Source organism: Arthrobacter sp. SAFR-179 (assembly GCF_059414945.1).
Map to the genome: position 1 here is coordinate 33,422 of NZ_JBPFDM010000016.1, position 12,777 is coordinate 46,198.

The 12,777-nt window shown below is 66.0% G+C and carries 11 protein-coding genes; 7 read left to right on the forward strand and 4 right to left on the reverse strand.

The window, feature by feature from the left end; genetic code table 11:
• Both ACR65K_RS19655 and ACR65K_RS19660 read right to left on the reverse strand, forming a co-directional pair.
• A partial coding sequence (locus tag ACR65K_RS19655; protein WP_440154630.1) for an LGFP repeat-containing protein occupies positions 1 to 593 on the reverse strand: 593 nt, incomplete at its 3' end.
• A gap of 141 nt (positions 594 to 734) precedes the next feature.
• Positions 735 to 1,604: an Fpg/Nei family DNA glycosylase gene (locus tag ACR65K_RS19660; RefSeq protein ID WP_440154631.1), complete on the reverse strand. Its 870-nt coding sequence runs from the start codon at positions 1,602 to 1,604 to the stop codon at positions 735 to 737.
• 168 nt (positions 1,605 to 1,772) lie between these two features.
• Between ACR65K_RS19660 and gcvH the strand changes: the two genes are divergently transcribed.
• From gcvH to ACR65K_RS19685, 5 genes are all read left to right on the forward strand, one after another.
• Positions 1,773 to 2,159, forward strand: coding sequence for a glycine cleavage system protein GcvH (gene gcvH / locus ACR65K_RS19665; protein WP_018763524.1), 387 nt, complete (start codon positions 1,773 to 1,775; stop codon positions 2,157 to 2,159).
• Between the two features lie 154 nt (positions 2,160 to 2,313).
• Positions 2,314 to 2,790 carry an FHA domain-containing protein gene (locus ACR65K_RS19670; protein ID WP_056331792.1) on the forward strand — a complete coding sequence of 159 codons (477 nt, stop codon included), beginning with the start codon at positions 2,314 to 2,316 and terminating at the stop codon, positions 2,788 to 2,790.
• Positions 2,791 to 2,813: 23 nt separating this feature from the next.
• Positions 2,814 to 3,530: a transcriptional regulator FtsR gene (gene ftsR, locus ACR65K_RS19675; RefSeq protein ID WP_018763526.1), complete on the forward strand. Its 717-nt coding sequence runs from the start codon at positions 2,814 to 2,816 to the stop codon at positions 3,528 to 3,530.
• Positions 3,530 to 4,033 carry a bifunctional nuclease family protein gene (locus ACR65K_RS19680; RefSeq protein WP_440154632.1) on the forward strand — a complete coding sequence of 168 codons (504 nt, stop codon included), beginning with the start codon at positions 3,530 to 3,532 and terminating at the stop codon, positions 4,031 to 4,033. Before ftsR ends, ACR65K_RS19680 begins: the two co-directional genes overlap by 1 nt.
• A 232-nt stretch (positions 4,034 to 4,265) precedes the next feature.
• Positions 4,266 to 4,859 (forward strand): MerR family transcriptional regulator, encoded by a 594-nt coding sequence (locus tag ACR65K_RS19685; RefSeq protein ID WP_018763528.1) that lies wholly within the window; start codon positions 4,266 to 4,268, stop codon positions 4,857 to 4,859.
• Positions 4,860 to 4,931: 72 nt separating this feature from the next.
• Here the strand turns inward: ACR65K_RS19685 and ACR65K_RS19690 are convergent, their stop codons facing one another.
• Positions 4,932 to 5,750: a ParA family protein gene (locus tag ACR65K_RS19690; RefSeq protein ID WP_056331726.1), complete on the reverse strand. Its 819-nt coding sequence runs from the start codon at positions 5,748 to 5,750 to the stop codon at positions 4,932 to 4,934.
• A 302-nt stretch (positions 5,751 to 6,052) separates the two neighbouring features.
• Here ACR65K_RS19690 and ACR65K_RS19695 point away from each other — a divergent pair, with 302 nt between their 5' ends.
• Positions 6,053 to 9,451, forward strand: a complete 3,399-nt coding sequence (locus tag ACR65K_RS19695; protein WP_440154633.1) for a pyruvate carboxylase — start codon at positions 6,053 to 6,055, stop codon at positions 9,449 to 9,451.
• 254 nt (positions 9,452 to 9,705) lie between these two features.
• Here ACR65K_RS19695 and ACR65K_RS19700 read toward each other — a convergent pair whose 3' ends face one another.
• Positions 9,706 to 11,514 carry an AMP-dependent synthetase/ligase gene (locus tag ACR65K_RS19700; RefSeq protein WP_056331722.1) on the reverse strand — a complete coding sequence of 603 codons (1,809 nt, stop codon included), beginning with the start codon at positions 11,512 to 11,514 and terminating at the stop codon, positions 9,706 to 9,708.
• A 172-nt stretch (positions 11,515 to 11,686) separates the two neighbouring features.
• Between ACR65K_RS19700 and ACR65K_RS19705 the strand changes: the two genes are divergently transcribed.
• Entirely contained in the window at positions 11,687 to 12,775 is a 1,089-nt protein-coding gene (locus tag ACR65K_RS19705; RefSeq protein WP_235565112.1) for an ROK family glucokinase, read from the forward strand.
• Positions 12,776 to 12,777: the final 2 nt, after the last annotated feature.

The following is a 12,777-nucleotide window of genomic DNA, read 5'->3' on the forward strand; positions in this document are numbered from 1 at the left end:
CCGCGGGCGAAGTCGTTGTACCGTCCGGGGGCGCCCGGGGTGGCGGTTTCGTCGGTGAGTGGGAAGCCCAGGAAGCCAGCGGGGCCGTTGAGTGTGAGGTAGTTTCTGCGGATTTCCCCGTGCAGTTCGTGTGCGCCGGTGCCGGGGCTCCAGTAGATGGTGCCGCGGGCGAAGTCGTTGTACCGTCCGGGGGCGCCCGGGGTGGCGGTTTCGTCGGTGAGTGGGAAGCCCAGGAAGCCTGCGGGGCCGTTGAGTGTGAGGTAGTTTCTGCGGATCTCCCCGTGCAGTTCGTGTGCGCCGGTGCCGGCGCTCCAATAGATGGTGCCGCGGGCGTATTCCTGGGCGCGACCCCCAGCGATGTCATACGCGCTGCCGACTGGCGTGCCGAGAAACGATGCGGTGCCGCCGAGCTGCTCATAGTGCTGGACGATCGCGTCGTCGCCGGCCTGCTCGACCACCATTGGCGCCGGGACGCTCCGTTGCGCAGCCTCTGCTGCGGCGGCCGCCGACGGGCCCAGGGCTGTGCCCCCGAGGCCACCGCCGAGGGCGAGGGCCAAGGCCATTCCGAGGACGGCGGGTCGATACCGGCGCATTGGGACCCCTTCGTGCTGATCGAGGCATGCGAACCTTGGTTTAAGACGCTACGCCTCAGAGGCGTGCCCGGGTAGGACCGGAAGTCCCGAATCGCAATGGCTTACCGGTGAGCCTCGGGCCGCCTTGCCTGCCGGTTCTTCCTACTTGAGAAACTTCGAGGTCCTCCGGTCGGCCAGGATCTTGCCTTTTGTCTGGCACGTGGGGCAGTACTGCAGGGCGGTGTCCGCGAATGAGACTTCCCGTACTGTGTCGCCGCAGACGGGGCAGGGCTGTCCGGTCCGGGCGTGAACGCGCATGTGGCTGCGTTTGACGTCCTTGAGGTCCTTGGGCGGTTTGCCGGCTGCCTCGGCCAGCGCTTCCCCCAGCACGTTGTGGATGGCGTCGTACAGCACCTGCACCGTCTCCCGGTCCAGGGATTTCGCGATGGCGAACGGCGAGATCCGGGCGGCATGCAGGATCTCGTCGCTGTAGGCGTTGCCAATGCCGGCGATGACGCTCTGGCTGCGCAGGAGTCCCTTGATCTGCTGGGAGCTGCCGGCGAGGATCTCACCCAGCATGCCGACGTCGAACGCTTCAGTGAACGGGTCCGGACCCAGGGCGGCGATGCCCGGGACCTCCTGGGGGTCCCGCACGACGTAGACGGCGAGGCTCTTCTTGGTGCCCGCTTCCGTCAAATCCAAGCCACGCGGCCCGTCCGGACCGGAGAAAGCAGCGCGCACCGCGATGAGGCCCTTGCCCATCCGGAGCTGGCTGCCGGCGGGTGAGTCCGTAAAGCGCACCCAACCGGCGCGTGCCAGGTGGAACACCAGGGAAATGCCGTCCATGTCAATGCTGATGAACTTTCCGAACCGGCGGACGCCGGACACGGTGCGGCCTTCGATGGCGTGGAAGGGTGGGTCGGCGGTCTTGAGCACTGCGAAGGAGACAATCTGCAGCTTCGACACAACGCAGCCCCGCAGCTGTTCGTCAAGGAACGCGGCCAGGCCGGCGACTTCAGGCAGTTCCGGCATGGGCTACCTGCCCTGTCCCCGGAATGCCGCACCAGTGCTTGCACTCATGGCTCCCATCTTGTCAGAAAGCCCCGTGCCGGCCCCGGCAGTTGTGCCTATACTTTCAGCGGCGGCCCGTTTTGCGGGCCCCTTTTGACATTTGGCGCGTACCCCGATGAAAGGCCCCCCATGAGCAACATTCCCGAAGACCTGTCCTACACCGCCGAACACGAGTGGGTCACGGCCCCCAATGCCGACGGCGTGGTCCGCGTGGGAATCACCGATTTTGCCCAGGACGCCCTCGGAGATGTCGTTTACGCCCAGATGCCCGAAGTCGGCACGAAGATTACGGCAAACGAAGTGGTGGGTGAAGTCGAGTCCACCAAGAGCGTGAGCGACATCTACGCACCGGTTTCCGGCGAAGTGGTGGCCCGGAACGACTCCCTGGACAGCGATTCGGCCCTGATCAACACTGATCCGTACGGCGACGGCTGGCTCATCGAGGTCAAACTCGCCGAACCTGACGCCGTTGAGTCCCTGCTCAGTGCATCGGAGTACGAACAACAGGTAGGCTAAAGCTAACCGGTATTTCCGGTCCGGCCCCGCGCCGCAGGCAAGGCGTCTCCGCACGTCAGCCCCGGATCGGGTGCCGGTGCCGGACCTGTTGGCAGGGCCGGAGAGCAAACGTTGGTTGCGGGTTGAAGCCCGCAACGTCAAAGAGGAGGAATCCATGGCTGGCCACAGACACAACCCTGCCGATGGGGATTACGGCACGGGTGCGGCTAAGGCGTCGGAGACCACCTCGATCCATCTCACCCCCGTCACTGATGAACCCACAATCGCGCCCAGGCTGTCCTCGGACGAGCGCAACTCGGTGGAAGCCCTGCCTGCCGGGTCGGCCCTGCTCGTGGCCCACAGCGGTCCCAATGCCGGCGCCCGGTTCCTGCTGGATTCGGACGTGACCACCGCGGGCCGCCACCCGGACGCGGACATCTTCCTGGACGACGTCACTGTTTCGCGCCGCCACGTCGAATTCCGGCGCACGGCCCGCAGCTTCGAAGTCGTGGACAAGAACAGCCTCAACGGCACCTACGTCAACCATGACCGCGTGGACCGCGTGGAGTTGAAGTCCGGCAGCGAAGTCCAGATCGGCAAGTTCCGCCTCACCTTCTACCTGAGCCCTGCCACGGCTGCAGGCCGCAGCTGAACCGGGGACCGCTGCCTGTGGCAATGGCACAACCGGAACGCCGGGGCCCCCAGGTCCTGAACATCGGCGAAGTCCTCGCCCAGTTGAGCGCCGACTTCCCTGGCATGACCGCGTCGAAGATCCGGTTCCTTGAGGAAAAGGGCCTGATCAACCCCCGGCGCACCCCTGCCGGCTACCGCCAGTATTCCGACGGCGACGTGGAGCGGCTGCGCTTCGTGCTGGCCCTGCAGCGGGACCAGTACCTGCCCCTGAAAGTCATCAAGGACTACCTTGATGCCATCGACAGGGGGGAGCGGCCGGAGAACCTGCCGCCCGGCGTCGTGGTTTCCCCGCGTATCGTTTCTGACGAGCTGGCCGCCGAGTTGCAGAACCGCGGCCGGAAACTGAGCGAGGAACAGCTGCGCACCGAATCCGGCGCCAGTGTGCCCCTGCTGCAGTCACTGCTGAGCTTCGGCCTCATCAGCCACAGCAACGGCCAGTTCGACGAACACGCCCTCCAGGTTGCCCGCGCCTGTGTCCAGCTGGAAAGCCACGGTCTGGAACCCCGGCACCTGCGGCCCTTCCAGGCAGCAGCCGAACGTGAATTCGGCCTGGTGGAACGTGCTGTGGCACCGCTTGCTTCGCGCAAGGACTCTGCATCACAGGCGCGCGCGGCCGAGGCCGCCCGCGAAATCAGCGACCTCTGCCTCACCCTGCACCGGGCCCTGGTGCAGGACCACATCTCACGCATGGACATCTGATGATCGAAGTCGAGATTGTAGGCGTTCGCATCGAACTGCCTTCCAACCAGCCGCTGGTCCTGCTCAAGGAGATGCACGGCGAACGCCACGTCCCCATTTGGATCGGCACCCCGGAAGCCAGCGCCATTGCCCTTGCCCAGCAGGGCGTGGTGCCGCCCCGGCCCATGACGCATGATCTCCTGGTGGACGTCGTGGAGACGCTGGGGCATTCTGTGGTCAGTGTCAATATCGTTGCGGTGGAGGACAACATCTTCTACGGGCAGCTGCAGTTCGAGAACGGAACTACCGTGAGCTCCCGGGCTTCCGACGCGCTTGCGGTGGCGCTGCGCGCAAAGTGCCGGATCTGGTGCGCCGACTCCGTTATGGATGAGGCCGGCGTCCGCATTACCGAACATGATGAGGGCGAGGACGCGGAGCCGGGCCCCACAGTGGATGAGGAGCGCGAACTGCGCCGTTTCCGTGAGTTCCTTGACGACGTGGAACCCGAGGATTTCGACGGCTAAGGTCACGTTAAGGTTAAAGTTAAGCCTGAAAGTTTCGACACGCCTCTTCCAAGCCCCTGAGGTCTTTGACCTCGGGACCCGCCGGGCCTAACGTCGAAGTATCAAGTTCCCTTGCTTACAGCAGCCGCGCAAGTCACACTGGAAAGTGCGCCCCGCGGAAAAATTACACGCATGGTCTTCATGCCAAGGCTGCCGTATCAGTTCCCGGGAGCGTACGACAAGGAGGATCCAGGTGAGTCCCAAAGGCGAAGCAGGCGGGCTGAAGCAGCCCACGGCTGGTGTTGCTGTGCCCGTGAGCGGTGCCCAGGGCCTCCTGTTCACCGAGGACCTGCCAGTACTGGACGAGGACGCGGGCTACCGTGGTCCTACTGCCTGCAAGGCGGCAGGCATCACCTACCGCCAACTTGATTACTGGGCCCGTACCGGGCTGGTTGAGCCGGCCGTCCGCGGCGCGGCAGGATCCGGCTCCCAGCGGCTGTACGGGTTCCGGGACATCCTGGTGCTCAAGGTGGTCAAGCGGCTCCTCGACACTGGCGTTTCCCTTCAGCAGATCCGCACCGCGGTTGAACACCTGCGGGAGCGGGGCGTCGAGGATCTGGCCCAGATCACGCTCATGAGCGACGGCGCCAGTGTCTATGAATGCACGTCCGCGGACGAAGTCATTGACCTTGTCCAGGGCGGCCAGGGCGTCTTCGGCATTGCGGTGGGACGGGTATGGCGCGAGGTGGAAGGCAGCCTGGCCTCCCTCCCCAGTGAGCATGCCGCCGAACAGTCCTTTCCGGACGACGAATTGAGCAAGCGGCGGGCCGCGCGGAAGATCAGCTAAGCAGTACATATACCTTAAACAAACAGGGCCGCCCTCCAGCTGGAGGGCGGCCCTGTTTGTTGGACAGGCGTTTCAGCGGGTGCGGCTGCGCAGGCCCTTGCCCGCCGCCATCAGATTGGACAGCAGTTCGTCGAACAGTCCTGCCGCGGACTTCGCCGAATCCCCGGGCCAGTGGTGAACGGGGTGGGCAGCGCCCTGGATCTGTTGCCAGTTGGCCTGTTCGGGGATGCGCGGGCTCAGCAGGAGTTCGCCAAACATCGATTCCATTTCCGCCAGGCGGTAGGTGTGCTCGGAAGAGCCGCTGCGGACGCGGTTGGCCACGATGCCCGCCGGTGACAAATTGGGCGCGAACTCCTGCTTAAACAATTGGATGGCACGCATGGTGCGTTCCGTGCCGGCAACCGAGAACAGACCGGGTTCGGCGACCAGGGCAACCTTGTCGCTGGACGCCCACGCCATGCGCGTCAGGCCGTTCAGCGACGGCGGGCAGTCAATGAGGACCAGCTGGTAATCCTCGGCGCCGGCGAGCACGGCGGAAAGCCGGCGAAGGTCGCGGCGGCCAAGGTCCGGCCGGTCATAGATCCCCGTGTAGGCAGAGCCGACGGCGACATCCAGCACAGCAGGCCCGGCACCGTTCGACGGGGTGCGGTCAGCCCAGCTGCTGCGGACCACGTTTTCGGCCAGTTTCGCCCTGCGCGGGCTCTTCAGCATCCTGCCGATATCCAGGTGGTCGCCCGGCTGTACGCCGAGGGCTGTGGTGGCGTCGGCGTGCGGATCCAGGTCCACCACCAGCGTGCGTACTCCGGCGGCCAGCGCCGCAGACGCCAATCCTGTGGTGACGGAAGTCTTGCCGACTCCACCCTTGAGGCTGCTGATGCTGACTACTTGCACTTGAGAGACCAAAACCTAACGCCGGATGCCGTGTTGGGAGTAATGTTTGCCTCGGCAGAGCCGAAGCCGGACGGTCCTGCCGCCCTACTCATCATATGTTGATGCGTCGGCGAATCCCGCCTTACCGGGCGTCGGCATGGCACCGACTGTGCTGCCGGGGCGGTTTCCGCCCGCAAGGCTGAAAGCGATCGGGACATGACGGGAAAATCTGTGACTGTTGCCACAAAGATTTGTGTTTGTCCTTGTAGGTCCTAGACACTGTGACCACTCATCAGTCCACCCCGCAATGATGCAGGAGAAGCATGTTTTCCAAAATTCTGGTGGCCAACCGCGGTGAAATCGCGATCAGGGCCTTCCGCGCCGGCTACGAGCTTGGCGCCAAGACCGTTGCCGTTTTTCCCCAAGAGGACCGAAACTCGATCCACCGCCAGAAAGCGGACGAGGCGTACCTGATTGGCGAGGAAGGCCATCCCGTCCGGGCATACCTTGACGTGGCGGAGGTGCTACGGGTTGCCAAGGAGTCCGGAGCGGACGCCATTTACCCGGGCTACGGCTTCCTGTCGGAAAACCCCGAGCTGGCACGGGCGGCAAAGGAAGCCGGAATCACCTTCGTGGGTCCGCCCGCCGAGGTGCTGGAGCTTGCAGGCAACAAAGTCGCCGCCCTCAAGGCGGCCCGCGAAGCCGGTGTGCCGGTCCTGAAGTCCAGCGAGCCGTCCAAGGACCTGGACGAGCTCCTGGCCGCTGCCGATGAGATCGGATTCCCCATCTTCGCCAAGGCTGTGGCCGGCGGCGGCGGCCGCGGCATGCGCCGGGTGGATACCCGCGAAGCCCTGCCCGAAGCCCTTAAGTCAGCCATGCGTGAAGCGGATGCGGCGTTCGGTGACCCCACCATGTTCCTGGAGCAGGCGGTCCTGCGCCCGCGGCACATCGAAGTGCAGATCCTCGCGGACGCCGAGGGCAACGTCATGCACCTTTTCGAGCGTGACTGTTCCATCCAGCGGCGGCACCAGAAGGTCATCGAGATCGCTCCGGCTCCCAACCTGGACGAGGGCATCCGCCAGGCCCTTTACCGCGATGCGGTGAAGTTCGCCAAGGCGCTCAACTACGTTAACGCCGGCACCGTTGAATTCCTGGTCGACACCGAGGGCGAGCGGGCAGGCCAGCACGTCTTTATCGAAATGAACCCGCGCATCCAGGTGGAGCACACGGTCACCGAGGAAGTCACGGACGTGGACCTGGTCCAGGCCCAGATGCGGATCGCCTCCGGCGAGACCCTCGCCGACCTTGGCCTCTCCCAGGACTCCGTCAAGCTGCGCGGCGCAGCCCTGCAGAGCCGCATCACCACGGAAGATCCCGCCAACGGATTCCGGCCCGACGTCGGAAAGATCACCGGCTACCGCTCGGCCGGCGGCGCGGGTGTTCGGCTCGACGGCGGCACGGTCTACTCCGGCGCCGAAATCAGCCCGCACTTCGACTCCATGCTGGTTAAGCTCACCTGCCGCGGCAGGGACTACCCGGCCGCCGTGGCCCGTGCCCGCCGCGCCTTGGCCGAATTCCGCATCCGCGGCGTCTCCACGAACATCCCCTTCCTCCAGGCCGTCCTGGATGATCCGGACTTCATCGCCGGGGACGTGGCCACCAACTTCATTGACCAGCGCCCCGAACTGCTCAAGGCCCGCGTCTCGGCCGATCGCGGCACCAAGCTCCTCACCTGGCTGGCCGACGTCACCGTCAACAAGCCCAACGGCGAACTGACAGTGCACTCCAACCCCGCCCACAAGCTGCCCGACGTCAAAGGCATGCAGCCGGCACCGGGTTCACGCCAGAAACTCCTTGAGCTCGGCCCGGAAGGCTTCGCCAGGGCGCTGCGTGAACAGACCGCCGTCGCCGTCACTGACACCACCTTCCGCGATGCGCACCAGTCCCTGCTGGCCACGCGTGTCCGCACGCGCGACCTGGTTGCCGCAGGGCCGGCCGTCACGGCCCTCCTTCCGCAACTGCTGTCCGTGGAGGCCTGGGGCGGGGCAACCTATGACGTGGCTCTGCGCTTCTTGGGGGAGGACCCCTGGGATCGGCTTGCTGCCCTTCGCGCGGCCATGCCGAACGTCTGCATCCAGATGCTGCTGCGCGGCAGGAACACCGTTGGCTACACGCCCTACCCCGAAGAGGTCACCGAGGCCTTCGTCAACGAGGCCGCAGCCACTGGCATCGACATCTTCCGTATCTTCGACGCCCTGAACGACGTCAGCCAGATGGCACCGGCCATCCGCGCCGTGCGGGCCACCGGCACCGCCGTCGCCGAGGTGGCGCTCTGCTACACCGGGGACATGCTGGACCCGGAGGAGAAGCTCTACACCCTGGACTACTACCTGGGGCTCGCGCAGAAGATCGTCGACGCCGGCGCCCACATCCTGGCCATCAAGGACATGGCCGGCCTGCTCCGCCCGGCCGCTGCCGCCAAGCTGGTTGCAGCCCTCCGGGAACGGTTCGACCTCCCGGTCCACCTGCACACCCACGACACCGCGGGCGGCCAGCTGGCCACGCTCCTGGCAGCCGTCGACGCGGGCGTGGACGCCGTGGATGTTGCCTCGGCGTCCCTGGCCGGAACCACCAGCCAGCCCTCGGCGTCGGCCCTTGTTGCTGCCTTGGCCCACACCCCGCGGGACACCGGCCTCAGCCTGGACGCCGTCAGCTCCCTCGAGCCTTACTGGGAGGCCGTGCGCCGCGTTTACGCACCGTTCGAGTCCGGCCTGCCCGGCCCCACCGGCCGCGTGTACAAGCACGAGATCCCGGGCGGCCAGCTGTCCAACCTGCGCCAGCAGGCCATGGCCCTGGGCCTGGGGGAGCGCTTCGAAGCTATCGAGGACATGTACACTGCGGCCGACCGCATCCTGGGCCATCTGGTCAAGGTGACGCCGTCCTCCAAGGTGGTGGGCGACCTCGCCCTGCACCTGGTGGGCCTCAACGCCGACCCCGCAGATTTTGAGGCGAACCCGCAGAACTACGACATCCCGGACTCCGTGATCGGGTTCCTGTCCGGCGAGCTCGGTGATCCTCCCGGCGGCTGGCCGGAGCCTTTCCGCACCAAGGCCCTTCAGGGCCGGAGCGTGAAGGTCCGCGACGTGGAACTCAGCGCCGAGGACAGCGCCGCGCTGAAGTCCGATTCGAAGACCCGCCAGCACACGCTGAACCGGCTGCTCTTCGACGGGCCCACCAAGGACTACCTGAAGAGCGTGGAGACGTACGGGAACATCTCGGTCCTGGACACCCGTGATTACCTGTACGGGCTCCAGCGCGGCATCGAGCACGAGATCCAGCTGGAGCGCGGTGTCCGGCTGATCGCTTCCCTGGAAGCCGTCTCGGAACCGGATGAGAAGGGCATGCGCACCGTCATGTGCACCCTCAACGGCCAGTCCCGGCCAGTCATGGTGCGCGACCGTTCCGTCGTGAGCAACGTCAAGGCCGCAGAGAAGGCCGATCCCGCCCAGCCCGGCCACGTGGCCGCGCCCTTCGCGGGCGCCGTCACCGTCACGGTCAAGCCCGGCGACGAGGTAAAAGCCGGCGACACGGTGGCAACCATCGAGGCAATGAAGATGGAAGCATCGATTACGACGCCGGTGGGCGGCAAGGTTTCCCGCCTCGCCATCTCCTCGGTGGAGCAGGTGCAGGGCGGCGACCTGCTGCTGGTCATCGAGCAGTAAGCAGGACTGAGTAGCACATAAGGTCCTCCCGGCAGTTGCTGGGAGGACCTTTTGCATTCGTGCGTCGACGGTCGGGCGGGGCCCGATCCTCTGCGTGCTATTCCCCACGCCCCGCTGAGGCCGCTTCGCGGCGAGCGGGGGCGCGGGGCCCCTTTTACGCACGCTGCCGGACCGCGCCCCGCCCTCCGGGCACGCTCACCGGAGCAGGGATGGCCGCGCTGATTCGAAGAACACGGCCCGCCTCGGCCCCGGGGTCAGGAACGCGGGGCCGAGTACATTTCCTCGATGACGGTTTCGAAGTCCTTCATGACCTGCGCCCGCTTCACCTTCATGGACGGGGTCAGGTGTCCGGAGGCCTCGGTGAAGTCTGCCGGGACGATGCGGAAGGACTTGATGGCCTCGGCCTGGGATACGGATGTGTTTGCCGCCGTGATCAGGTCCTGCACCGCTGCCTTGACCACTGGATTCGAGGCGGCCTGCTCCAGGGTGGTGTCGGCCGGAAGTCCGTGGCGCTGGAGCCAGCCCGGGAGGGCTTCCTGGTCCAGGGTCACCAGGGCCCCGATGAAGGGCCTGTTGTCGCCCACCACCAGGACCTGCGACACGAGGGCGTCGGCGCGGATCTGGTCTTCAAGCAACGCGGGGATGACATTCTTGCCGCCGGCGGTGACGATGATCTCCTTCTTGCGGCCGGTGATCCAGACAAAGCCATCGTCGTCCACCCGGCCGATGTCACCGGTATGGAACCAGCCATCGGTGAACGCCTCCGCCGTGAGGTCTTCCCGCCGGTAATAGCCCCGCATGACGCAGACTCCCTTGGCGAGGATCTCGCCGTCGTCGGCAATCTTCACGGCGTTCCCCGGCAGGGGCTTGCCCACCGAGCCGATCTTGATCCGTGACGGCGTGTTGACCGTGATGGGTGCTGTGGTTTCGGTGAGACCGTACCCCTCCAGCACCTGCAGGCCGATGCCCTGGAAAAAGTGTCCCAACCGCTCGCCAAGGGGGCCGCCGCCGGACACCGCGTGGGCAACGTGCCCGCCCATGGCGGCGCGCAATTTGCCGTACACCAGTTTGTCGAACAGGGCGTGCCGGAGCTTCAAACCCAGGCCGACGCGGCCGTCCTGCCGGGCTTTGGAAAACGCGATGGCGGTTTCGGTGGCGCGGTGGAAGATGGCGCCCTTGCCGCCGTCCTCCGCCTTGGTCAGGGCTGAGTTGTAGACCTTTTCGAAGACCCTGGGCACCGCCAGGATGAATGTGGGCTCGTAGCTTTGCAGGTCGGCCAGGAGGTTCTTGATGTCCGGTGTGTGGGCAACGGTGGTTCCGGCAGCCATGGCCAGCACCGAGATAAAGCGGGCAAAGACGTGGGCCAGCGGCAGGAACATGATGGTCTTGGCGTTCTCGTGGACTATTTCGCCGATGATGGCCAGTGCGTTGTCCGAGAGTTCAACGAAGTTGCCGTGCGTGAGTTCACAGCCCTTGGGGCGCCCGGTGGTTCCGGACGTGTAAATGATCGTGGCAACGTCTTGGAGGCCGGCTGCACTTCTGCGTGACTCCAGTTCTTCGTCACTGACATCGCGGCCTGCCTCGCGGAGGCTGTCCAGGCCTTGGCCCTCAAGCTGCCACACATGCTGCACTGCCGTTAGTCCTTCGGCGGTGACGGCCTGGCGGATGACGTTCTCGTGGTGGGCGGACTCGCCGAAGGCGGCCACAGCGCCCGAATCGCCAAGGTTCCAGGCAACCTGGGAAGGGGAGGAGGTTTCGTAAATGGGCACCGACACGGCCCCGGCGAACCAGATGGAGAAGTCGACCAGAGCCCACTCGTAACGGGTCCGGGACATGATGCCGACGCGGTCACCTGTTCCGACTCCGCTGGCCATGAGCCCCTTGGCCAGTGTCTTCACGTCGGCAAGGAACTCCGTGGCAGGCACATCGCGCCACGAGCCTGCGGCGTCGAGCCGGGAAAACAGTGCCGGGTTGCTGGGCTTGGCCGCCTGCCGCAACACCAGATCGGTGATGTTGGTCTCGGGTGGGACAACAACCAGGGGCGGAACACTGAATTCGCGCACTATAGCTCCTTTGATATCTGAAGTCCCGCGCAGGGGTTTGCCTAAAGACTAGTACCCCTGCCGGAACTGTGCAGTACACAAACCTACTGGCGAGTAACTTAGCCGTCAATGGGAGCGGCATGCGGGGCGTATATGTCAAGACAATCATTCCGCCCGCCTAGAATGGTGCACTATGTACGGACCCTTGTCCGGCGATCAGGCCGGCCCCCTCAAAAGACCAGCGCCCTGGCGCCGCCGTCCCGCCACATACCGGGCCGGGCAGCTGCACGGTGGTGTCGGCGGGCACCTTCGCCTTGGCCGCAAGGGACTTGCCATCGGGATCGACATCGGGGGAACGAAGGTGGCGGCGGGCGTGGTGGACGCCGAAGGCAGGATCCTCAATGAGGCACGGCGGTCCACCCCGGGGACGGATCCGCGCGCGGTGGAGCAGGTCATCGTGGAACTGGTGGAGGAGCTGGGCCGGGGGCACCGCATCTGGTCAGTGGGCATCGGAGCTGCCGGGTGGATGGACCTGGCCGGTGGAACCGTGCTTTTCAGCCCGCACCTTGCCTGGCGCAATGAACCGCTGCGCGAGAACCTCCAGCGGCTCCTGCGCCGTCCGGTGCTGCTGACCAACGACGCCGATGCTGCGGCCTGGGCCGAGTGGCGCTTCGGTGCGGGGCAGGGGGAGGACCGGCTGGTTTGCATCACGCTGGGCACCGGCATCGGGGGCGCCATGGTGATGGACGGCAGGGTGGAACGCGGCCGGTTCGGCGTGGCAGGGGAGTTCGGCCACCAGATCATCGTGCCCGGCGGCCACCGGTGCGAGTGCGGCAATCGCGGATGCTGGGAACAGTACGCGTCCGGCAACGCCCTGGGCCGGGAAGCCAGGCTCCTCGCCCGGTCCAATTCGCCGATGGCCCAGGACCTGCTGGCAGCCGTGGGCGGACATCCCGACGCCATCACCGGAGCCGTCGTCACCGAACTTGCCCTGGCCGGAGATCCCGCGTCACGGGAGCTGATCGAGGAAGTAGGCGAATGGCTGGGCCTGGGGCTGGCCAATCTGGCGGCTGCGCTGGACCCGGGCCTCTTCGTTATCGGCGGCGGGCTGTGCTCAGCCGGTGACCTGCTGGTGGAGCCGGCCCGCAAAGCGTTCGCCCGGAACCTGACGGGCCGCGGCTTCCGCCCGGCTGCAGGAATAGAGTTGGCCGCACTTGGCCCCAACGCCGGGCTCATCGGTGCCGCAGATCTATCGCGGGTCAGCAGCCGCGTCCGCAATTGACA

Bases quoted from the DNA above. Each gene is read 5' to 3' on its own strand.
- ACR65K_RS19695 (WP_440154633.1), top strand. From the start codon at position 6,053: ATGTTTTCCAAAATTCTGGTGGCCAACCGCGGTGAAATCGCGATCAGG.
- ACR65K_RS19660 (WP_440154631.1), bottom strand. From the start codon at position 1,604: ATGCCGGAACTGCCTGAAGTCGCCGGCCTGGCCGCGTTCCTTGACGAA.
- ftsR (WP_018763526.1), top strand. From the start codon at position 2,814: ATGGCACAACCGGAACGCCGGGGCCCCCAGGTCCTGAACATCGGCGAA.
- ACR65K_RS19670 (WP_056331792.1), top strand. From the start codon at position 2,314: ATGGCTGGCCACAGACACAACCCTGCCGATGGGGATTACGGCACGGGT.
- ACR65K_RS19680 (WP_440154632.1), top strand. From the start codon at position 3,530: ATGATCGAAGTCGAGATTGTAGGCGTTCGCATCGAACTGCCTTCCAAC.
- gcvH (WP_018763524.1), top strand. From the start codon at position 1,773: ATGAGCAACATTCCCGAAGACCTGTCCTACACCGCCGAACACGAGTGG.
- ACR65K_RS19705 (WP_235565112.1), top strand. From the start codon at position 11,687: ATGTACGGACCCTTGTCCGGCGATCAGGCCGGCCCCCTCAAAAGACCA.